The sequence below is a fragment of the Acinetobacter sp. ACIN00229 genome (genome assembly GCF_016106645.1).
GTDB classification, from domain to species: domain Bacteria; phylum Pseudomonadota; class Gammaproteobacteria; order Pseudomonadales; family Moraxellaceae; genus Acinetobacter; species Acinetobacter oleivorans.
Window position 1 is genome coordinate 168,577 of the sequence record NZ_JADWOM010000002.1, and the last position, 20,282, is coordinate 188,858.

Sequence of the window (20,282 nt, forward strand, 5' to 3'; positions counted from 1 at the left end):
GTTAGATCTCCACCATAGCAATCAAGTCATTCACACGAGTAATCGTTTTAGACAGGACTTTTTCTACATAAAAACGCTGTAAACAGTTTTTCGCGACGTGTAACCGATATGCCGAGCTAGCACGTCCATCATCTAAAGGTTGATAGTCTTGCGATAATGCCTCTTGAGCCTGAACGATCAATTCTGCTGTAAGTTGCTGACCTTCCAATATGGCTTCTGCATATTTTGCACGTTTGGGAATAGCAGCCATGCCACCAAAAGCAATTCTGATATTGTGAGCGACATGATAAGTATCTAACTCACATGAAATGGCCGCACATACCGCAGAAATATCTTGCTCAAAACGTTTAGCAATTTTATAGCTAGCAAATTTAAAACGCGTCTGTCCTTCGCGAAGCGGAATAACAATCGCCTCAACAAACTCACCAAGCTGTAATGCTGATTTTTGATAATCTAAATAAAAGTCTTCCAGTCCAATTTCACGAGTCTGTTCACCTACGCGCAAAATTAAGTGTGTACCTAGCGTAATTAATGCTGGCATGGAGTCACCAATAGGCGAACCATTGGCAATATTTCCACCTAGAGTTCCTGCGTTTTTAATCGGCATGGAAGCAAAACGGCGCTGTAACTCTTGAAAGTCGGGATAAAACTCTGAAATTTTGATGAGTGCATCACTCAAATTGACATTTGCCCCAATCGTTAAAGCATGGTCTGTGACTACGATCTTTTTGAGTTCTTCAACCTGGCCAATATAAAGCATATCGCCTAAATCACGCCCCTGCTTTGTTACCCACAAACCGACATCTGTACTACCCGCAACAATACGCGCTTGCGGCAACTGTAAGCGTAATGCGGCAAAATCTAGCAAAGTCTTTGGTGCAAAGAATTGTTGACCATGATCATTTAAATGTAATGCAGGTAATGTTCTGATCTCTTTTAATACATCAATTATTTTTTGACGGTTTAATAAAACACGCGGATAGTCATATGCTTTTTGTGCTGCATCTAAAATAGGGCGATAGCCTGTACAGCGACACAAGTTTCCAGAAATATAATCGCTGATTTGATCTTTGCTTGGAGGTTGTTTTTCATTTTCATACATTGACCATAAGGACATGATAAAACCGGGCGTACAAAAACCACATTGTGAACCATGCATATCTACCATTGCCTGTTGTACTGGGTGAAGTGTTCCATCTTGTGCAGGCAATAAATTATGAAGATCTTCTACTGTAAATAGTGCTTTACCATCTAAAGTCGGTAAAAACTGAATACACGCATTCACACTGCGCAATTGCAGGTTGTCATTGACCAACTCACCAATCACTACTGTACATGCACCACAATCGCCCTCAGCACAGCCCTCTTTTGTACCAGTCTGCCGAGTCTTACCCGATTGAGTATATTCTCGTAAAAATTGTAAGACTGTCATGGTGGGTAATACATTTTCTACTTGTTGCTGACTACCACGAAAAAAAAAGGTGATTGGACGTTCTGACATGTTTTATCCTTATGCTCTATAGTACGGCATATTTGCAAATATGATGCCATCAGGCGATCATTTATAACTTACCCATATTAGTTGCACATTTCATGCTCAAATAATTGACTATTAACGATAAAAAACATGAAATTTATTCACCATTTATCTAATGCGTGCCGAACAGGATAAATATAGTGCGACGAGTTATGAACATCAGGGCATGTTTCTGATACAATGCCGAGCTTGTCTAATAGAGTAAATTTATACGCCTTATGTCAATGCAGCAATCGTACGCAAACATTCTGACTGCCGTCGGTGAAGACCTTAATCGTCCCGGCCTTAAAGATACGCCTGTGCGTGCGGCTAAAGCTTTTTCATATTTAACTTCTGGCTATAGTAAAACTTTAGAAGAAGTCACCAATAATGCGGTTTTCCCATCAGATAACCATGAAATGGTATTGGTGAAGAATATTGAATTCTATTCGCTTTGCGAACATCATCTCCTCCCATTCTATGGCCGTGTTCATGTTGCCTACTTACCAGAAGGCAAAGTTCTTGGCTTATCTAAATTTGCGCGTATTACCGAGATGTTTGCTCGTCGTTTGCAAATTCAAGAAAATTTAACTCAGCAAATCGCCGAAGCGGTAGCTGAAGTGACTGGCGCACGTGGTGTGGCTGTCGTTATCGATTCAGCACATATGTGTATGATGATGCGTGGTGTAGGTAAACAGGAATCTACAACTCGTACAGTTTCATTTGTCGGAGATTTTAAAACTGACAAAGAAGCACGCCGTGAATTTTTAAGTGCAGTACCAGAAAGCTACTAATCTGGTGACTACTGCAAAAAAGCCCGACTTAGTTGGGCTTTTTTTTATATTTAGATAAAGCACTTACTCTATAAAACATAACAATCAAATTATGTGATTTTTGTTATAAAAGTACACATCTTTAATTTTAAATAATTTATGAGTTAATCATGCAATTTAACAAAATTTCTTGCTTACTTTTATCCCCTCTTTTTATTTTTAATACCTCAATTTATGCAGGGAATACACCAAAAGAGCAAGAAATTAAGAAACTGGTTGATCAAAATTTTAAACCGTTATTAGAAAAATATGATGTGCCTGGGATGGCTGTTGGCATCATCCAAAATAATAAAAAGTATGAAACGTATTATGGTCTACAATCCGTTCAAGATAAAAAAGCCGTAAATAGCAGTACCATTTTTGAGCTCGGTTCAGTTAGTAAATTATTTACTGCTACAGCTGGTGGATATGCCAAAACAAAAGGAACAATTTCTTTTAAAGACACACCCGGAAAATATTGGAAAGAATTAAAAAACACACCGATTGACCAAGTTAACTTACTTCAACTTGCTACTTATACAAGTGGCAACCTTGGCTTACAGTTTCCAGATGAAGTCCAAACAGATCAGCAAGTTTTAACTTTTTTCAAAGACTGGAAGCCTAAAAACTCAATCGGTGAATATCGACAATATTCAAATCCAAGCATTGGTTTATTTGGAAAAGTTGTTGCTTTGTCTATGAATAAACCTTTTGACCAAGTCTTAGAAAAAACCATTTTTCCAGATCTTGGCTTAAAACATAGCTATGTAAATGTGCCTAAAACTCAAATGCAAAACTATGCATTTGGCTATAACCAAGAAAATCAGCCGATTCGAGTTAACCCCGGCCCGCTAGATGCACCTGCGTACGGCGTTAAATCGACCTTACCTGATATGCTGAGTTTCGTTAATGCCAACCTCAACCCACAAAAATATCCGGCAGATATTCAACACGCAATTAATGAAACACATAAAGGTTTCTACCAAGTAGGTACGATGTATCAAGCATTAGGTTGGGAAGAGTTCTCTTATCCAGCACCGTTACAGACTTTATTAGACAGTAATTCAGAACAAATCGTGATGAAGCCTAATAAAGTGACAGCTATTTCAAAAGAACCTTCAGTTAAGATATTCCACAAAACTGGTTCGACCAACGGTTTTGGAACCTATGTCGTGTTTATTCCTAAAGAAAATATTGGTTTAGTCATGTTAACCAATAAACGTATTCCCAATGAAGAACGCATTAAAGCAGCGTATGCGGTGTTGAATGCAATAAAGAAATAATCTTTTGCTAAAACAAAAAAGGGAGAAATGATTTCATTCATTTTTCCCTTTTTTATTCGTAATGCTATTTAAAAGAACCAAACATATCCTAGACTTGATTTCATCCAGTCTCGATGATTTTGTTGTTCATAATCCCAGTTTAATCGAACGGTATTATTACTATTAATCACATATTGCCACTGAGTATTTACTCTCAAATTCCATTGGTTTTGGTCTTCCCAATAGGGCAATTCAATTTGCACCACAGAGTTGAAGTGTTCAAACCACTGATTCATACAACCTAAAGTTGGGCCCATTCCCACACGCCACCCTTTATCAAGATTTGAACCGCCTTGTAGATAGGTTTGTAGTTGCCCATAGCAAACATGTTTACGCTCATAGTCAGCAAAGCTATATCCAACCTGAGCATTAAAATTCGCTACGCCATGCTGTTTTTCTTCACTAAAAGCACCATCATCAATCGCTTCCTGACGCCAACCTAAATTAAATCCCCAACTCAGCGGTGTTTTAAAAGGTTGAATCGGGTTATAAGAATTTACTTCTAGCAGATCAAGATGTTCTAGCTTTAAATGATCATTTCGCCACTGTGCATTACCATTTAAAAAGAGTAATTGAGTTCCCGCACGATATCCGCCTTGAGGATCTATCAAGTCATGATAGGCTTGGCGATGACCAAGTTCGATAAACTTATCACCTTGTACTTCACCAGCTTTGACTGAAATATTACGTGCATTGTGACCTTGAGTTGGCTCTTTTGTTGGTCTTTTAGGTTCTTGACGCTGTTTGTCTAAATCAATCTGGCTTCTGAGTGCTAAAAGCTGGCGCAACTGTGACTGAGCAACGCTTTCTTCTATTTTACGGCTCGTAAATTGAAGATATAAATCATCATAAGCCATCTCTAAAATTTTAGCCTGATCTTGCTCACTAAATGATTTTAAAATCTGAGAAGACTGCTGAGTGGGCATCATCGCAATTTGATGGGCCACTTTTGCTAATGAGGCACCATGCTGATGAGCTTGGGCCAATAATTGGGTTTCCAAAGCTGGTCGATATACAGGAGCTTTGGTGAGCCCTTGCTGCTGCATCGATTTAATGGTTTCCATCGGGATGGAAGCATGAGTGAATTTCTCTTGCAGGTGAGACTCAGGTTTTACTAAATCAACCAACCCTAACAATCGATAGGCGCAGTTATCACTCACAAAGTAATAAGGAAAGCTCACATGTTGCATTTCCCAAATATGGCTTACTAAAAACCGTGTTTCTTCAGGTGTTAAATTTAGCTCATATTCCCATAAATCACGGCTTTCAAAATCGCCGTACTCTTTTACTTTACGGTAATAAGGCATCAGTGAATATTCACCCGGATATTGCCCTGTTAAGCCTTTCCATGCATATGACCAGTTGTCGTTTCCAGCCACAGTTGCTGCATAATTTACAGCGTAGGAAACTAAATTTAATTGTTGCTGATCTTTCGGGTCTAAACGCAATAAAGTATGCCCAAACATGGAGCTCGGATTGCCCATAAAATCTGTCGCATAAATTAATGTCGCTTTATGAGGCTTAATCTGCCCAATCCAGTTTTCAAATTCTGAACACTTCACTTTAGGCAATTCACTTTCTTGAATGCCTACTTTTTGTATGAGCCATTGACTGCGTGCTGGAAATTTACAGCGAATCGACTGATTATCTTGAGCAGGCATGAATAATGCCGAGATGTCAGCTTTCAGTTCTTCTTTTAAATTATTTTTCCCATTTTCTGCCATGAAATAGCCAGAATAAGTGACATCACTTTTATGGTCTTTATTGGCATACATGAGCCTTTGCCATGTAATGTCTTGATCTAAGTTTTTCTGTTCTGCAATTGACCAATATTTTTGAATAGATGGATTTATATCTGCTGAATATGCAGTATTCACTGCCAAAGAGGCAAAAACTAAAACAACTGACTTCATTAAGTTCATCAATTTTTATCATTAAATATAAGAAAAACCCTGCCAGACGACAGGGTTTTCAGTTTCAAACTTATACGTAAGCTTTTAAAACGTCGTCTTTAGCCATTACAGTTTGCAGTGATGCTAAAACTTGAAGGGTATTTTGGTTATTTGCAGAATAGATTTCACCAAAGTTTGCTTTTGAAACTTTAAAGAAACGGTCTTTGTCTTGAGGTTTGATTTGCATTAACTCAGCAAGTACGTTTAGGCTTTCACCTTGGCCTACAGCCATATCACGTGCTAAAGCTTCTGCATTTTCATTTGTGAATGTTACAACTTGCGCTGTTACTGTCCCGCCTTGACGGCAACCTAAAGTACCGAAAGTGATCCCTAATAATTGGTTAGTAAAAATACCGTTTGTTGTTGCAGCAAGAATTTTAGGCGCTACTCCTTTTTTACCAGCCCATATTTGTGTACCTGCACCACAACCCACATCGTTGTCAGCCATTGCAACACTTGAACCAGCTGCTAATAACGCAGCTAAAGCTAATTTTTTTAACATAGATGTAAATCTCCAAAAATCATTATTGATTGTTTCTTATGTGTTGTATTGTTATGTGTAATTCTTATTACACGATATTAAAGATAACGAGAAGGCTGTGATTTAGCAATTAAAAAATAAACAATATGATAAAAAGTGCAAAAGAAAAATTATCTTAAATTCCAGTTACCTTGATTATCCCTGTTGCCTAGTATTTTAAGCACCAGTACTAAACTTAAAAGTAATAATAAATACCATGACCCCAGTTTGCCCCAACCGACCATATGCCAAGCATCGACCTGACTTGGATAAAGCCAGATTTTATAAAATGTACTTATATTTTCAGCAATCCAGATCAGAAACGCGAGTGTAAACAAAACAGGTAACATCGGGATTTTAAATTTATGTTCATTTAACTGGAAATAAAGTTTTGTTTTCCAAAAAATAAAAATACTAATCGCGAATAAAATATAGCGAATGTCTGGAACAAAAAATTTACTCATAAAATTTATATATGAGAAAAATGCCAGTAAGAGCATAGCTCCAAAACTTGGAAGTTTTTCAAAAGACACTTGAAACAGTCGTATTGAGCGTGCAAAAAAACTACCTACAGCCGAATACATAAAACCTGCAAATAAAGGCACAGTTAAAATTTTAAATACGGCGGGCTGTGGATATTGCCACGATGCAATCGCAGGATGCGTTAGGAATATTTCCATGAACATTGCCATGACGTGAAATAAAGCAATGACCTTAGCTTCTGCCCATGACTCCAGTTTTAAATAGAGTAAGCAGATCTGAATTAAAAGTGCATAAGTCAGTAAATAATCATAACGATAGAACCCCATGTATTCATGGCTTCCCATCGGTGCTGTTAAAGCAAAAGCAATTAAAAGCAAAATACCAAACAAGGCTGCCGAAACAGCCTTGCCGATAAATTGAAACGGTAAAGTTAGATATTGCACAAAAACTATCCTAGATATTTAGCACTATACTCATGCACTGTATCTACAAAGATTTTTGGTTGTGCAGGATCTACCCACTGAGTAATCCCATGGCCCAAGTTAGCAATGTAACCGGTCTTTTCACCATTTGCGTAGGCATCGTCTATCATCAATTTCACTGCTCTCTCAATTGAAGCAGCCGAACCGTATAAAACAGCCGGATCAAGATTCCCTTGCAGAGCGACACGTCCAGCCACAGTAGTTCGAGCCGTATTTAATGGTGTCGTCCAATCTAAACCTAAAGCATCTGCACCTGTGGTAATCATTGGCTCTAACCATTGACCACCACCTTTCGTGAACACGATGATCGGAATACGGCGGCCATCTTTCTCACGTTGTAAACCTGCAATGATTTTATTCATGTAGTTTAAAGAGAATTCGACATATTCACGGTGTGCTAATGCCCCGCCCCAGCTATCAAAGATCTGGATGGCCTGAGCACCTGCATCAATTTGAGCATTTAAATAGTCAATGACTGAGTCTGCTAAATGATCAAGCAAAGCATGTAAAACTTCTGGTTGAGCGTACATCATCTGCTTGGTAAAACGGAATTCTTTACTTGAACCACCTTCAACCATATAAGTTGCAAGTGTCCAAGGGCTTCCAGAGAAACCAATCAGTGGAACTTGACCACCTAAAGCAGAACGAATTGTACTTACCGCATTCATCACATAATCAAGGTCTGATTTTGCATTTAACTTTGGTAAATTTGCGACATCTTGTTCAGTACGTAAGGTCTTTTGAAACTTAGGGCCTTCGCCAGTTTCAAAATAAAGTCCTAAACCGAGTGCATCTGGAATAGTTAAAATATCTGAAAATAAAATTGCTGCATCTAAATCATAGCGACGCAAAGGTTGTAAAGTCACTTCACAGGCAAAATCTGTATTTTTACATAAAGATAGGAAGTCACCTGCTTTTGAACGTGTTTCGCGATATTCAGGCAAATAACGCCCTGCTTGACGCATCATCCACACTGGTGTGGTATCTACAGGTTCGCGTAACAAAGCACGGAGGAAACGATCATTTTTCAAAGTCGTCATTACCAATCTCTATCTTCTTTATGTGGCAGCATCATATCAAAAACAGAGACATTTTTATAATTTCAATTTCACACAAAAAACTCGTCAATCTACTAAAAAATGCATATTTACACAAAACTCTACTGCAAGCTGTGGGGTTTTCTGCAATACTTGCAACATGTTACATTGGGGTCATTGATATTCTTTTAATCACTAAATTGCCAATCTTGGGCTCATAGAAATGAGTTATTGGTAGTTTTATGCACTTTGAGATTAGATCAATCCCCTATTGCTTATATGAAAATTCTTAAGGTTGAATTACATGTTTGTTCGCTCATTACTCGCTATGAGTTTAAGTTGTATTATTGCTAATGTTGCTTTTGCTGCTTCAACAACTGAGCAACCCCTGAACCCTAAAAAGGTATCAGCTCCTGTAGAAGATCCGATTGATCCTTTAGCAGTGGATGCAGCTTCAACTGTAAAAGCTCAAGCTTCGACACAAATTACCGCTCAAGAACAAAACGACTTAAATCGAGCGTCAACAACATTACAAAATTTACAGAAAACTGAAGATCCAAATGCTGAATCAGGCATCGCGGCGTCTACTCCAGCTGTTGCTAAAAGCAGCACTGCGTCTACGGCTCCTGCGACAACCGCTGCATCATGGACTTTAGATAGCTTAAATTCGGCAGAATGGTCTGAAAATATTGGTAAAGGCCAACTTCCAGTTTATGCGCGTGCACATGTAATGCTCAATAATGCACATGCTTCGCCAGGTGCAATTGACGGCATGAGCGGTAAAAATACATTAAAAGCAATTTCTTCATTCCAACAAATGAATGGTTTATCACCTACTGGTGACCTGACCAAAGAAACTTGGGATGCATTGGTTGCTAAACAGACCAAGCCAGCATTTATTGAATACACAATTTCTGATGCTGATCTAAAAGGCCCATATGCTGAGTCGATTCCTTCTGACTACGCATTACAAGCTAAAATGAAAGGTTTGTACTACACGCGTGTAACCGAAATGTTGGGCGAGAAGTTTCATATTGATGAAGCTTTCTTAAAGAAAATTAACCCAACTGCGACATTCAAAAAAGCGGGTGAAAAAATCATTGTTCCAAACGTACGCAATGATTTGCCAGAAGATATTCATTTGATTATTGCGCATAAAGGTGCAAAACAATTGTATCTCTTCAATAGCCGGAACCAAATGATTGCCTCATTTCCTGCAACAATTGGCAGTACTGATACGCCTTCTCCGGCCGGTACTTACAAGGTAGTTGGTGTGGCTCGTAACCCTTGGTATAGCTATTCACCTTCGAACTTCGTACAAGGTAAAAACTTAAAACCTCTTTCTTTACCACCTGGCCCGAATGCTCCAGTAGGTAATATCTGGATTGGTTTAAGTAAAAAATCTTTCGGTATTCACGGAACACCAAACCCATCTTTAATTTCTAAAACAGCATCACACGGTTGTATCCGTTTAACAAACTGGGATGCAAACGATTTAGGAAATAAAGTACGTTCTGGCGTAACTGTTAAATTCCTTGAGTAATCCATATATTCTTTAAAAGACCTGCCTTCATGGCAGGTTTTTTTTATTCTTAAAAAATTGATCAATAAAAAACTTTACAACCATATCAATTATGCAACGACATGTTGCAGTTAGCCTATTTTTCTAGTCTCCATAGAACATTAATATATTTCTCAAGAGATAAATAAAAAATTTGGGAGATTAAATCATGAATACTTATCTACATCGTGGTGAAGATCGAGGACATGTAAAAGCGGGTTGGTTAGAGTCTTATCACAGCTTTTCATTTGGTAGCTGGTACGATCCTAAATATATGGGTGTTAGTGCATTACGTGTGATTAATGATGACAGAATTGATGCACATAATGGTTTTGGTACACACTCGCATGACAATATGGAGATCTTAACCTGTGTGCTAGATGGTGCAATTTCACACCGTGATACGATGGGAAATGAAGGCCAAATTAAGGCTGGTGAATGGCAACTCATGAGCGCTGGTACAGGTGTGGCTCATAGTGAAATCAACAACACTGATACGCCTGTACATTTATTACAGATCTGGATTATTCCAGACGTAAAAGAAGCTGAGCCAAACTACCAGCAAATTAGCCTTGACCCACGTAATGATCCAAACAAATGGCATTTAATTGCAGGGCCTGATGCAAATGCACCGATGCATATTCGCCAAAATACAGAGATAAAGTCAGCTGTATTGGAAAAAGGACATGAGTTAAACGTTGAGCCAGTTAAAAAAGTGAACTATGTTCACGTGATTTCAGGCGTGATCCGTATTGGCGATCAAGAAGTCAAAGCTGGCGATGCTTTCGTGTTTGAAGGTAAAGCGACGATTCAGGCAACTGAAGATAGTCAATTTATCTGGTTCGATTTACCTTAAATCATTAAAAGCCCTTTGCATAAAAGGGCTTTTTTAATCTCCACCGCCGCCGCTATCACAGCTACCTGAATCTGAAGATGATGAACAATCATTTGAATAGCTTGAGCTATGATGACTAGAACTATTATCGTGAAAATGATGTGTTGAAGAAGATGAATGATCGTGTTCGCCAGATGACGAATTGTTTTTTATATTTTTGAGTAGAGCAATTAAGCAGATCAGTCCAATACTAGAAAAAATTGCAATAAATATAATTATAAATAACTTCAAATAACGACCTCCTACTAAAGCAACATAGATGTGTGTTGTGTTCCTATTTCATTATTTAAATGAGTCATGCTGAAGAAACAAGTTATTTTTTGATAAGTTAAAATATTAGTTATCAAAAACTTTGGCAAAAGACGCGATATATAGCTCAGCCTTAGCCTCATAATTTTGAAAACCCGCATCAAAAACCCATCTTTCAATTTCAGATTTTTTGACTAAATTTTGCAAATAAAGCTCATGATGTTTGTCTAATTCTTCTTTTAAACTTCTTAGCATGAGTTCATTTAAACCAGCGGGAGGATTCAGACCTGTATCTAAAAGACTCGGGGCAAATGCCACACTTTTGAGTTCTAGTTGATGCGCTGTTTTTACAACAGTTTTTATCGCAGTCTCGATTCGATCTACCGTGAAATCTTCTGGCGCTCCCATCCCGATAAGTAAAACTTTAGAGGCTTGTATGGTCGATGGCGTTTGATTTATTAAAAGAACATCATTCAATTTCGCACTGAACCAGTTATTTTTTCGTATCAGATCTAATCTGCCATTTAGAGCCTCATCTAAATGTGCCAAACCGCCCGAAAAAGAACGATTATTCATTTCATGTTCAAAAATACAAGCACAGGAAAGTTCAACCTCGGCCGAAGCACAGTCCCAAGTCACGAGTTCGATGTTTAGATTTTGATAGTGACCAATTTTAGTTTGCTTTAAATCTGTGCTCATATTTTTCTCTTTTAGTTTTACCATGCATATTTAAGCTCAAGGCCTAAATAATTTGCGTCTTTACCACCTGCTTTCTTAATCGTATCACCAACTTCAAAGTGCACTCCTTCGGCAGCAACAGACAAGTTAGCATTTATTTTTTGGTCTGCTCTCAGTTGAATATATGCCCCTGTCCAGCTTGAACCTTGTCCTGCTGTGTTTGCCATGCTGTTATTACCTTGGAAATAAACTGCATCATTGGTGGTTTCACGCCACTGAAAACCTAAAGCACTTAACAGAGTAAGTTTATCGGAAGGCTTAAGTGTCAGAGATGGTTTTATGTGAATAATATTGCTGTAGCCACTGTAACCCGCCAAAGTAAAGTATGAGCCGTTTGCAAAGAGCTGGTTAAAAGTATTGAGCTCATTATCGTTGGCGTTTTTATCACCTGTGGCAATATCAAACTGGACACCTAAACGCGGCGACCAAGCTTGGTCAGCAAACGTATATCCTGTAATGCTACTGAGTCCCCATGCTTGAATAGTTTGTCCACCAATCCTTCCATGTTGCAGCATGCCTTCAACATCCCAATCGATATTATTCTTTTTACCCATATGGCGAACGTCATATAAGTCGCGAATTTCATTGCCCTTAACACTCGTAAAAGATGCATTATCCCGTTCATAACGTGAGTAATAACCAGATAACTCACCTCCCCACACATTTTGTTTATCTACGCGAAAGCCACTAAAACTTAAATTACGTTTCGAGTGATCGTTAAAAGTTGAATCTTTTTCAATTTGAACAGGTCTGGTGAGATAACCTAAAACTCTCCAATCGCCATATTCATAATTCGACCAAATTCCATCAAAAGCTTGTCTAACGTTTGGGCCTTCACGATTTGAAATAAAGCGTTGTAAGTCAAAAGCCATCTCTTGGCGACCTACTCTAAATTTAAAAGTTCCATTATTTAAAGGACTCACCCACGCAATAAAGGCTTGCTCTACATCGAGTCTATTCTGATCGGTACTACTAATATTCTTTTTATCAAACGCTCGTGCATCACTGAGCTGAGTAAATAATTGTAAATGATCGCCAATACGTGCATCGGCATGAACTTGTAATCTTTGAATTAAATAGCGATCGGCTTGATTATTTCCGCTGCCAAATCTCGCATTATTATTGACTTCAAAACGCTCACGAATATTCGCACCCAATGACAAATAATTATTATCGCCAAAGGGTATATATTTGAAATCATCGCCTATTTTCTTTGGGACACACGAGTTTTTTAAAACATCCCAATTTTCTTGCCACCGATTGGTTGAGATTTTTGGGCGAGCTGGACATGCATTTGTATTTGCTACCTCATTTTCCGCATGAGCAAATTCATAAAGAAATAAACTCCCCGTAAGCAAGACGCTCATTTTTATAATTTTAAGGTAGGTTTCTGAGCACTTAATTCGATATTTTCTATCATTAGAAATAGGCTGAGCCATATGGTTATCCACGGTAATAAACAGGTCATTGCAGAGACTTAGTCTTTTGCACTCACACCACCCTTAGGCGATATGAGCGTTGATTTCTAACAATCATTAAGACAATAAATTACTTTGTAGCGGCATGAATTTCGGCAATATAACCACCTGGAAACTGCACCATTGCGGCTTCACGACCATCCGATTTATAGGTATTCACCAATACAGATACACCAGCTTTTGTGGCTTTATCTAAAGTCTCAGATAAATTTTTGACTTCATAACCCGTCATATCGTGTCCATATGGATATGGAAGATGACCATCGGTGACTAACACTGTCATTTTGCCGAAATCAGATTCAACGCGAATACGTCTATACGTTTCATTTGGACGTCCAATCTCTACACCAGCCGCTTTAGGATTGTCTGAAACCACTTTGCCATGTGAGAAATTAACGAACTTTTTAACGAAAGAATCGGCACTTTGTTTTGAAACATAAATACGATTTTCTGGAACGGTTTCTAGTTTGCTATAGCTCGGTTTAGTCGTGTGCCAATAAAGCTGCATATTTACGCCACCCGGCCACTGGATGACTGCATCACGACCGATTGGGTCAGGAAATGCATCAACAATCACATCTGCCCCATTTGCTTTGGCAGACTGAACGGCTGCATCCATATCTTTGACTAAATAGCCCGTTCTTTCTAAACCAAACGGATATGGAATTGGAGTTTTAAAACCAAATACAGACAGTGTTCCTACTGGAGTCAATACAAGCTGGGAAATGGTTTGGCTTGGTGTTGGCGTCACCTGAAAAACGCCCTGTTTAGATTTGGTCCCGCCAAAAGTCGCGACTAAGCTGTCGGTAAATTTATCGAAGTCTTCGGGGTTAACATACACATGCGTTGTATCGTATTGAGGAGCTACACCGGGCGCTTCACTTTTTACACTGGTTGTTGTTTTGGCAAAAACTTGAGGAACAATGGCAACATTTGTGCCCACTAGCATTGTGCTTAAAAGCAAGGCTGATAATGATTTACGCATAAAAGACTCCGTAAGAATTAAGTGCTACAACTTATTGTGACTTTGTTTGTTGATTAGAAAGAATAGTGACCATCACTAGAGCAGCAATGAGACCAAGGTGTTCAAAGAAACTATTAAACGTGCTAAAAAATGCTGGACCTGTGTGATTCCAAAAATCGTTGGCAACCAGCATCGCTATTGCGGTTAAACAACCTAAAGCCCCGGCTCCTAACCAAACAAAACGATTAAAAATAACCAAGAGCGAACCCACAATTTCAATCATGATCGCTGTAGATGCCCAGAGCCAAGCAGGCTGTAAACCAAAACTTGCCTGCTCCTCAATAGCCATATGAAATCCGATTAATTTATTAATTCCACCGACTAAATAGGCTGAAACTAATGCAAGTCGAAGAAGTGGGAGCAATCCATGAATTGATAAGATCTTTTTTATCCACACAGGATTATTATTAATTAAGTCACTCATCTATTTACCTCATTGGTATTTCGATTTTTTAACACCCCTATAAAGTTATAAAAATATTAATATTTGCAAGAACCATGATTTTAATTTAGATATTTAAAATGATTATTTATATGATCCACCAAAAAAATTAATAAGCAGACTATATAAAATCAAAAATAAGCGTAAACTACTAGACATCTATTTAAATACAAACTGTATCCTTAAAAGATACAATGATTGATAAGTAAAAATTCATAATATAGTTTAGCTACACGCCAATTTAGCCTTTCAAAATTTAATGGATAAACTAGACTGTATTCATACTTTTATTAGTGTTGTAGAAAGTGGAAATTTTAGTAATGCCTCCAGAAACTTAGGTATTACTCGAGATCAAGTTTCTAAAAGAATTTTTTATTTAGAAAGTTTATTCAGTACATCATTGTTTATTCGTAACACTAGAAAGATGGACCTCACCCGTTCAGGGGAAAAGTTTTATCAACGGTGTAAAGTTATTGTTAAAGAGCTAGATTTAGCTGCTATTGACTTCATCTATGATCAAAAATATCCTGAAGGTATATTAAAAATCAACGTTCCAGATGCTTTTATTCAGACATGCTTTTCAGAAATTATTTCCAATTTTCTAAACCAATATCCTAACATCGAAATTGATCTACTATTTTCAGAAAATTCAATAGACATTAATGAAAATAAATTCGATATTGTTTTAAAAATTGAAGAAGATATTAAAGAGGAAAATAGTTTTATTCTAAATAGCTATAAAAGAAACTTCTATGCAACAACTACATTTTTAAATAAAAATGAAAAACCTGAAAGTATAGAAGAACTAAGAAAACATAATATATCGTTATATTCAAGATCAGATTTAAAAGATAAGATTATTAACTCAAGCCCTCAACTGATCTGCAATAATATAGAAATTCTTTTAGATTTTTGCCAAAAGAACCAGAGTATTTTGTTTATTCCCGATTTCTTAGCAAAAAAATATGAAGATGATGGCGTTATTATTAATTGCTCAGAAGACATCTTTTCATCAACGGTTCATTTTTATGCAACCACCCCCTATGGCTCAAAAATTCCAAAAAAGGTTGAACTTTTCTTAGAGTCGTTGAGGCAACATTTTTCAAACTTAGAGCATTTTCAGTCTTATAAGGCTATCTCTCAGTAGATCGCTTTTTTCTTATAAGTATATAAAAAAAGCTCTAATCACGATTAATACTATTTAAATATTTTTGTTATATACTAAACAAAATATGTTGAGTATATAACATGAATATATCATTACTCATATCTTCACTTCCAACTCAGAACTCAACCGCTCGTATGAGAGTCTGGCGCTCACTCAAAGCAAGCGGAGCCGCAACTATTCGTGATGGAGTGTATCTATTACCCATTACGCATTCTGAAAAATTTGAAGCTATTGCGCAGGATGTAATCTCAGAGCAAGGTTCAGCTTATATCTTTCAAGCAGAAGCGCCATTAAACCTTGAAATTGTTTCACTTTTTAATCGTAATGAAGAATATGAAGCTATACGTAAACAGCTTGTTGATTTAAATCAGAATCAAAATGAAAGTGAAAAAAAAGAATTACTTAAACAAGTCCGCAAATTAAGAAAGAGCTTTGATGCTCTTGTAGAAATTGATTATTACCCTAGCGAAATCCAAGGGCAGACGCTTAATGAACTGGTTTCACTCGAACATTCTATTGCTCGACTTGGTGAAACCAATGAACCCGTTTTTACTCAAGCAAAGATAAAGAGACTTCTAAAGAAAGATTATCAAAATCGAGTCTGGGCTACCCGCAAGCATCCATGGATAGACAGATTAGCGTCAGCTTGGCTCATCAAAAATTTTATTGATGAATCCCCTCAGCTTATATGGTTAGAGTCTCCTTCTGAGTGCCCCGCACATGCGCTTGGTTATGATTTTGATGGGGCCGCTTTCACGCATATTGATAACTTCGTTACGTTTGAAGTTCTCTTGCATAGTTTTGAACTTGAAACACCTGCATTAAAAAAGATTGCGGAAATTGTGCACTATCTTGATGTAGGCGGTTTTGAACCACCAGAAGCAATAGGCATAGAAAAAGTAATTCAAGGTTTACGTAGTCAGATCAGCAACGACGACCAATTATTCGAATTGGCCAATTATATCTTTGATGGCTTATATGCCGACTTAAAAAGAGAATGCTCATGATACAAGAAAAAGAAAATTCACTGCACTCGCCCGTTGAACCCGTCAGCTTCTGGCGCGCATTTCTGTTTTGGCTCAAATTAGGATTTATCAGCTTTGGCGGGCCAGCAGGACAAATCGCAGTTATGCATCAGGAGCTTGTTGAACAAAAGCGCTGGATTTCAGAAAAACGTTTTTTACATGCGCTTAATTATTGCATGCTGTTGCCCGGCCCAGAAGCACAGCAGTTAGCGACCTATATTGGTTGGCTTATGTACCGTACCGTTGGAGGTATAGTTGCGGGTGTTTTATTTGTACTCCCCTCGCTGTTTATTTTGATCGGACTATCATGGATCTACATTAAATTCGGTGATGTTCCCGTCATTGCTGGCCTGTTTTATGGAATTAAACCCGCTGTAGTCGCTATTGTTTTTCATGCGACTTATCGAATTGGTAGTAAATCACTCAAAAATAAATTTTTGTGGTTAATTGCTGCTCTCGCTTTCCTTGCCATCTTTGTTTTAAATCTACCCTTTCCACTTATTGTTTTGGCAGCAGGACTCACGGGTTATTTTACAAGTAAGAAGTATCCTGAACTATTTTCAAACAATGCTGGACATAAAAATAGCCAAAAAGATTATGGTATTGCTTTAATTGATGACGACACTCCAACACCAGATCATGCAAAGTTCAGATGGTCGCATCTGACTAAAATTCTGATTATTGCAGCGCTTCTTTGGTTTATTCCCGTGCTTGGGCTTGGTCTTTGTTTCGGTTGGGATCATGCATATACCCAAATGGCATGGTTCTTTACTAAAGCAGCTTTACTTACTTTTGGCGGTGCGTATGCGGTACTGCCCTATGTCTATCAAGGTGCTGTAAACTATTATGGATGGTTAAGCCCAACACAAATGATTGATGGTTTAGCACTGGGTGAAAGTACACCAGGCCCATTAATTATGGTGGTTGCTTTTGTCGGTTTTCTTGGTGGCTTTAACCATGCCTTATTAGGTTCAGAACACTTATTTTTAGCAGGCGCAATCGGCGCGACTATTGTTACTTGGTTTACCTTTCTATTTTCATTTGTTTTTATTTTGGCAGGTGCGCCTGTTATCGAATCAACGCACAACGAGCTTAAGTTTACTGCGCCATTAACTGCAATTACTGCTGCCGTAGTTGGCGTGATTTTAAATTTGGCACTGTTCTTTAGTTACCATGTTTTATGGCCTCATGGATTTGGTCAAGCTTTCAATTATGAAGCTGCTTTAATTGCAATTGCTGCATTCATTGCCCTATTCCACTTTGAAGTAAAAGTAATGTATGTCATTTTAGCGGCAGCTATTTGCGGCCTATTTTTATACATTGGAATATAAAAACTTTGTGATATAAAAAGAGTAATCATTAGGCTTACTCTTTTTATGTTGTTGCTTAAACACATGGTGAAAGTATCTGAATGCCTTGTTTAATCTGAGCAGTTTCATATTAAAAACCACTCCAACACCATATCTCTTTCATCCAAACTGTTTGAACTTAAAGTCTGTAGCATCAAACCATCTATCAAGTTTAAAACCATATTTGCATCGGGTTTGAGTGCTCTGCTTTCCAGACTAAAGACCAGATCAAAAAGTTCTATAAGCAGCCATTTTCGATATTCAACTGCCATGCCGTAGGCTCTTGGATAAAGCTGTTTTATTTCAAAAATGGCTTTAAATAAAAGAAGGTAAAAGCTATTCACATCGACATGTAAGCAGACAATTTCTTTGATTTTATCGACAGTCTTTGGGTAACGGTGTGAATAGACAATTGCCAGCACTTCTTCTTTCAGTCGGCTTTTTTGAAGGGTTAAGCATGTTTCAACAAGGCGTTCTTTTGAGTGAAAGTAGTTATAAAAGGTGGCTTTGGGAATTTCGGATTTTTTGACAATTAGGTCTACGCCTGTATTGTGAAATCCATAGATATTAAATAGATCTACTGCTGTATGTAGCACTTTTAATTTTTTTGAAGATGTTTCTAAATTTGGCATATTTTTACCGTTATAAATTCTTGTTGTTTCTAAATGAGATACTTTTTTGGGAGAAAAAAAGGCATAGCAAAGCCCGTAAAGACTGTGCTTGGCACATCTCAAGTTTTATTGTTGATTAAGTTTTTGAGCCGTAATGACTTAAAGCCCGAAGACCCTAAAGGTAATCAAGCTGATAAATATGATTTAAGTTGTGTCGTTATAGCTTTTGGCAAAGGCTGCCAAGAAATTAAGAATGTACAAAGCCAACTCCTTTTTATTGGGAGTTCTGCCAGACATTTATAGAATTATGGTGGCAGAACGAAAGGGGGTTCGCAGACTGGCCGAAAAAACCCAGCACACCCGAAGGTGTCCCCCTCCCGTTCCACCGTAGAGGGGGCACGAGGGTTCGTCACTAAAAGAATTAACTTTTAATGCTTTTTCGGAACGGTCTGCGACAACCGACTGGCAATGTGGCCAGCAGGCAAAGGATAGTGCTCTGCCCTTTAGCAGTCAAGCACACAAAATGACATTTGTTTTAAATTAGATCATTAAAAAGTAAGGATAAATAATGAGATAGTTATTGTTAAATGGGGGTTTATAAAGGTGGGAATTTTGAGATATAGCGGTTTAGGAAACTAGAAATGCGCTAGTGCGGCTTCCGCCACCTGCGCTTTATTATTAAAGTTATTGTTTAATTGAGTATTTGCAATATGCCCTAAAGCTATGAGGTTTTTCTATTTTTAAAAGAACGCTATCCTGCAACGTTAAATGTACTGCGTGGATAGATTAATTTATTTTATCAATTTTAAAAATTTTACCACTTAGAGTACTTTGAAAAAACATTTCAAAACCCGGTCGTATATCTTCACCTTCAACTGTAATGTATTTTAAATTAGAAAAACATTGAGTATTAGCGAAGTAACTATCTACTGTTGCCTGAATGACGTATTTAATTCCAAACTGGTCTTTAACACTGATATTTTGTTTAAGCATGACGATATCCTAATAAAATTATGGCAGAAATAATGGACCCGCCTAAATATCCAATAGCAAACTGAGTTTTAACTAACTCTATAATCTAATTTAAATAGTTGATTTATAGACGCATAAAAGGTACGCCCATCTAAATTTAAATCAACTTCAATTCCAGAGGAAAGAAGAACTCTTTTACCAACTTCAACAGTTTTAAAACCTTGACGTGTATTTTGTATTCTATTTAGAGGAATTAAAGACACTAAAATTTCTGTACCATTTTTAGATTTTGCAATTAAATCATTTATTTTTAACAATTTATATCCTAAATTAAAATTTACTTATAATCTTAAAATAACTTTAAAATTAATTTAAAGTGAAAAGCACTCATTAGTGCTTTTCACTTATGACTGCTTATAATTATTTATAGAGCAACAATATTTACAGCATTTGGGCCTTTTTGGCCTTGTGCAACACTGAATTCAACACGTTGGCCTTCAGCAAGAGTTCTGAAACCTGAGTTAGCGATTTCGCTAAAATGAGCAAAAACGTCTGGTCCTGATTCTGGTTGGATAAAACCGAAACCTTTAGCTTCGTTAAACCACTTAACAGTACCTTTCATGATATTTGAATTAGACATAATACA

21 protein-coding genes are annotated in these 20,282 nt (G+C 37.5%); 7 read left to right on the forward strand and 14 right to left on the reverse strand.

What is annotated here, in order from left to right:
* Position 1: 1 nt before the first annotated feature.
* Positions 2 to 1,501 carry a xanthine dehydrogenase small subunit gene (gene xdhA, locus I7H67_RS02220; RefSeq protein ID WP_198306968.1) on the reverse strand — a complete coding sequence of 500 codons (1,500 nt, stop codon included), beginning with the start codon at positions 1,499 to 1,501 and terminating at the stop codon, positions 2 to 4.
* 260 nt (positions 1,502 to 1,761) lie between these two features.
* Here xdhA and folE point away from each other — a divergent pair, with 260 nt between their 5' ends.
* Together folE and blaADC are read left to right on the forward strand one after the other, a co-directional pair.
* Entirely contained in the window at positions 1,762 to 2,310 is a 549-nt protein-coding gene (gene folE / locus I7H67_RS02225) for a GTP cyclohydrolase I FolE (RefSeq protein WP_001187844.1), read from the forward strand.
* A gap of 149 nt (positions 2,311 to 2,459) precedes the next feature.
* On the forward strand, positions 2,460 to 3,611 hold the full coding sequence (blaADC, locus tag I7H67_RS02230; protein WP_198306969.1) for an ADC family extended-spectrum class C beta-lactamase: 1,152 nt from the start codon (positions 2,460 to 2,462) through the stop codon (positions 3,609 to 3,611).
* 68 nt (positions 3,612 to 3,679) lie between these two features.
* Here blaADC and I7H67_RS02235 read toward each other — a convergent pair whose 3' ends face one another.
* The 4 genes from I7H67_RS02235 to hemE all read right to left on the reverse strand — a co-directional run bounded on the left by I7H67_RS02235 (position 3,680) and on the right by hemE (position 8,127).
* Complete coding sequence (locus I7H67_RS02235) at positions 3,680 to 5,572, reverse strand: DUF4105 domain-containing protein (protein ID WP_198306970.1); 1,893 nt, start codon at positions 5,570 to 5,572, stop codon at positions 3,680 to 3,682.
* Between the two features lie 61 nt (positions 5,573 to 5,633).
* The gene (locus tag I7H67_RS02240) at positions 5,634 to 6,104 is read right to left on the reverse strand and encodes a DUF3015 family protein (RefSeq protein ID WP_005307224.1); all 471 of its coding nucleotides are present in this window, start codon (positions 6,102 to 6,104) and stop codon (positions 5,634 to 5,636) included.
* Positions 6,105 to 6,253: 149 nt separating this feature from the next.
* Positions 6,254 to 7,048 carry a DUF817 family protein gene (locus tag I7H67_RS02245; RefSeq protein WP_198306971.1) on the reverse strand — a complete coding sequence of 265 codons (795 nt, stop codon included), beginning with the start codon at positions 7,046 to 7,048 and terminating at the stop codon, positions 6,254 to 6,256.
* A gap of 5 nt (positions 7,049 to 7,053) precedes the next feature.
* A complete protein-coding gene (gene hemE, locus I7H67_RS02250) occupies positions 7,054 to 8,127 on the reverse strand; it encodes a uroporphyrinogen decarboxylase (protein ID WP_198306972.1) in 1,074 nt (357 codons plus the stop codon).
* A gap of 301 nt (positions 8,128 to 8,428) precedes the next feature.
* Here hemE and I7H67_RS02255 point away from each other — a divergent pair, with 301 nt between their 5' ends.
* Positions 8,429 to 9,667 (forward strand): L,D-transpeptidase family protein, encoded by a 1,239-nt coding sequence (locus I7H67_RS02255; RefSeq protein ID WP_004790931.1) that lies wholly within the window; start codon positions 8,429 to 8,431, stop codon positions 9,665 to 9,667.
* Between the two features lie 187 nt (positions 9,668 to 9,854).
* Complete coding sequence (locus tag I7H67_RS02260; RefSeq protein WP_013197179.1) at positions 9,855 to 10,541, forward strand: pirin family protein; 687 nt, start codon at positions 9,855 to 9,857, stop codon at positions 10,539 to 10,541.
* 33 nt (positions 10,542 to 10,574) lie between these two features.
* Here the strand turns inward: I7H67_RS02260 and I7H67_RS19800 are convergent, their stop codons facing one another.
* From I7H67_RS19800 to I7H67_RS02280, 5 genes are all read right to left on the reverse strand, one after another.
* On the reverse strand, positions 10,575 to 10,811 hold the full coding sequence (locus I7H67_RS19800; RefSeq protein ID WP_107882765.1) for a hypothetical protein: 237 nt from the start codon (positions 10,809 to 10,811) through the stop codon (positions 10,575 to 10,577).
* 105 nt (positions 10,812 to 10,916) lie between these two features.
* The gene (locus tag I7H67_RS02265; RefSeq protein ID WP_198306973.1) at positions 10,917 to 11,528 is read right to left on the reverse strand and encodes a M17 family peptidase N-terminal domain-containing protein; all 612 of its coding nucleotides are present in this window, start codon (positions 11,526 to 11,528) and stop codon (positions 10,917 to 10,919) included.
* 17 nt (positions 11,529 to 11,545) lie between these two features.
* The gene (locus I7H67_RS02270) at positions 11,546 to 13,006 is read right to left on the reverse strand and encodes an alginate export family protein (RefSeq protein ID WP_198306974.1); all 1,461 of its coding nucleotides are present in this window, start codon (positions 13,004 to 13,006) and stop codon (positions 11,546 to 11,548) included.
* Positions 13,007 to 13,115: 109 nt separating this feature from the next.
* A complete protein-coding gene (locus I7H67_RS02275; RefSeq protein WP_198306975.1) occupies positions 13,116 to 14,030 on the reverse strand; it encodes a glyoxalase in 915 nt (304 codons plus the stop codon).
* 31 nt (positions 14,031 to 14,061) lie between these two features.
* Positions 14,062 to 14,493 (reverse strand): DoxX family protein, encoded by a 432-nt coding sequence (locus I7H67_RS02280; protein ID WP_198306976.1) that lies wholly within the window; start codon positions 14,491 to 14,493, stop codon positions 14,062 to 14,064.
* A gap of 277 nt (positions 14,494 to 14,770) precedes the next feature.
* Here I7H67_RS02280 and I7H67_RS02285 point away from each other — a divergent pair, with 277 nt between their 5' ends.
* The 3 genes from I7H67_RS02285 to chrA all read left to right on the forward strand — a co-directional run bounded on the left by I7H67_RS02285 (position 14,771) and on the right by chrA (position 18,035).
* Entirely contained in the window at positions 14,771 to 15,658 is an 888-nt protein-coding gene (locus I7H67_RS02285) for a LysR family transcriptional regulator (RefSeq protein WP_198306977.1), read from the forward strand.
* Between the two features lie 101 nt (positions 15,659 to 15,759).
* A complete protein-coding gene (locus I7H67_RS02290) occupies positions 15,760 to 16,686 on the forward strand; it encodes a chromate resistance protein ChrB domain-containing protein (RefSeq protein WP_151988417.1) in 927 nt (308 codons plus the stop codon).
* The gene (gene chrA, locus I7H67_RS02295; protein WP_198306978.1) at positions 16,683 to 18,035 is read left to right on the forward strand and encodes a chromate efflux transporter; all 1,353 of its coding nucleotides are present in this window, start codon (positions 16,683 to 16,685) and stop codon (positions 18,033 to 18,035) included. The genes I7H67_RS02290 and chrA overlap by 4 nt, the downstream gene beginning before the upstream one ends.
* Positions 18,036 to 18,139: 104 nt before the next feature.
* Here chrA and I7H67_RS02300 read toward each other — a convergent pair whose 3' ends face one another.
* From I7H67_RS02300 to I7H67_RS02315, 4 genes are all read right to left on the reverse strand, one after another.
* Complete coding sequence (locus tag I7H67_RS02300; RefSeq protein WP_198306979.1) at positions 18,140 to 18,685, reverse strand: TetR/AcrR family transcriptional regulator; 546 nt, start codon at positions 18,683 to 18,685, stop codon at positions 18,140 to 18,142.
* 765 nt (positions 18,686 to 19,450) lie between these two features.
* The gene (locus tag I7H67_RS02305) at positions 19,451 to 19,657 is read right to left on the reverse strand and encodes a hypothetical protein (protein WP_013197165.1); all 207 of its coding nucleotides are present in this window, start codon (positions 19,655 to 19,657) and stop codon (positions 19,451 to 19,453) included.
* Positions 19,658 to 19,725: 68 nt separating this feature from the next.
* Positions 19,726 to 19,953 carry a hypothetical protein gene (locus I7H67_RS02310; protein ID WP_005307255.1) on the reverse strand — a complete coding sequence of 76 codons (228 nt, stop codon included), beginning with the start codon at positions 19,951 to 19,953 and terminating at the stop codon, positions 19,726 to 19,728.
* Between the two features lie 107 nt (positions 19,954 to 20,060).
* The gene (locus I7H67_RS02315; protein WP_003650532.1) at positions 20,061 to 20,276 is read right to left on the reverse strand and encodes a cold-shock protein; all 216 of its coding nucleotides are present in this window, start codon (positions 20,274 to 20,276) and stop codon (positions 20,061 to 20,063) included.
* Between the last annotated feature and the right edge of the window lie 6 nt (positions 20,277 to 20,282).

Excerpts from the sequence above, each read along its gene's own strand:
- I7H67_RS02255 (WP_004790931.1), top strand. The coding sequence starts at position 8,429 with ATGTTTGTTCGCTCATTACTCGCTATGAGTTTAAGTTGTATTATTGCT.
- I7H67_RS02275 (WP_198306975.1), bottom strand. The coding sequence starts at position 14,030 with ATGCGTAAATCATTATCAGCCTTGCTTTTAAGCACAATGCTAGTGGGC.
- I7H67_RS02315 (WP_003650532.1), bottom strand. The coding sequence starts at position 20,276 with ATGTCTAATTCAAATATCATGAAAGGTACTGTTAAGTGGTTTAACGAA.
- I7H67_RS02285 (WP_198306977.1), top strand. The coding sequence starts at position 14,771 with ATGGATAAACTAGACTGTATTCATACTTTTATTAGTGTTGTAGAAAGT.
- I7H67_RS02280 (WP_198306976.1), bottom strand. The coding sequence starts at position 14,493 with ATGAGTGACTTAATTAATAATAATCCTGTGTGGATAAAAAAGATCTTA.
- xdhA (WP_198306968.1), bottom strand. The coding sequence starts at position 1,501 with ATGTCAGAACGTCCAATCACCTTTTTTTTTCGTGGTAGTCAGCAACAA.
- I7H67_RS02290 (WP_151988417.1), top strand. The coding sequence starts at position 15,760 with ATGAATATATCATTACTCATATCTTCACTTCCAACTCAGAACTCAACC.
- I7H67_RS02270 (WP_198306974.1), bottom strand. The coding sequence starts at position 13,006 with ATGGCTCAGCCTATTTCTAATGATAGAAAATATCGAATTAAGTGCTCA.
- I7H67_RS02235 (WP_198306970.1), bottom strand. The coding sequence starts at position 5,572 with ATGAACTTAATGAAGTCAGTTGTTTTAGTTTTTGCCTCTTTGGCAGTG.
- I7H67_RS02240 (WP_005307224.1), bottom strand. The coding sequence starts at position 6,104 with ATGTTAAAAAAATTAGCTTTAGCTGCGTTATTAGCAGCTGGTTCAAGT.
- folE (WP_001187844.1), top strand. The coding sequence starts at position 1,762 with ATGCAGCAATCGTACGCAAACATTCTGACTGCCGTCGGTGAAGACCTT.
- I7H67_RS02260 (WP_013197179.1), top strand. The coding sequence starts at position 9,855 with ATGAATACTTATCTACATCGTGGTGAAGATCGAGGACATGTAAAAGCG.
- hemE (WP_198306972.1), bottom strand. The coding sequence starts at position 8,127 with ATGACGACTTTGAAAAATGATCGTTTCCTCCGTGCTTTGTTACGCGAA.
- blaADC (WP_198306969.1), top strand. The coding sequence starts at position 2,460 with ATGCAATTTAACAAAATTTCTTGCTTACTTTTATCCCCTCTTTTTATT.
- I7H67_RS02265 (WP_198306973.1), bottom strand. The coding sequence starts at position 11,528 with ATGAGCACAGATTTAAAGCAAACTAAAATTGGTCACTATCAAAATCTA.
- I7H67_RS02300 (WP_198306979.1), bottom strand. The coding sequence starts at position 18,685 with ATGCCAAATTTAGAAACATCTTCAAAAAAATTAAAAGTGCTACATACA.
- chrA (WP_198306978.1), top strand. The coding sequence starts at position 16,683 with ATGATACAAGAAAAAGAAAATTCACTGCACTCGCCCGTTGAACCCGTC.
- I7H67_RS02305 (WP_013197165.1), bottom strand. The coding sequence starts at position 19,657 with ATGCTTAAACAAAATATCAGTGTTAAAGACCAGTTTGGAATTAAATAC.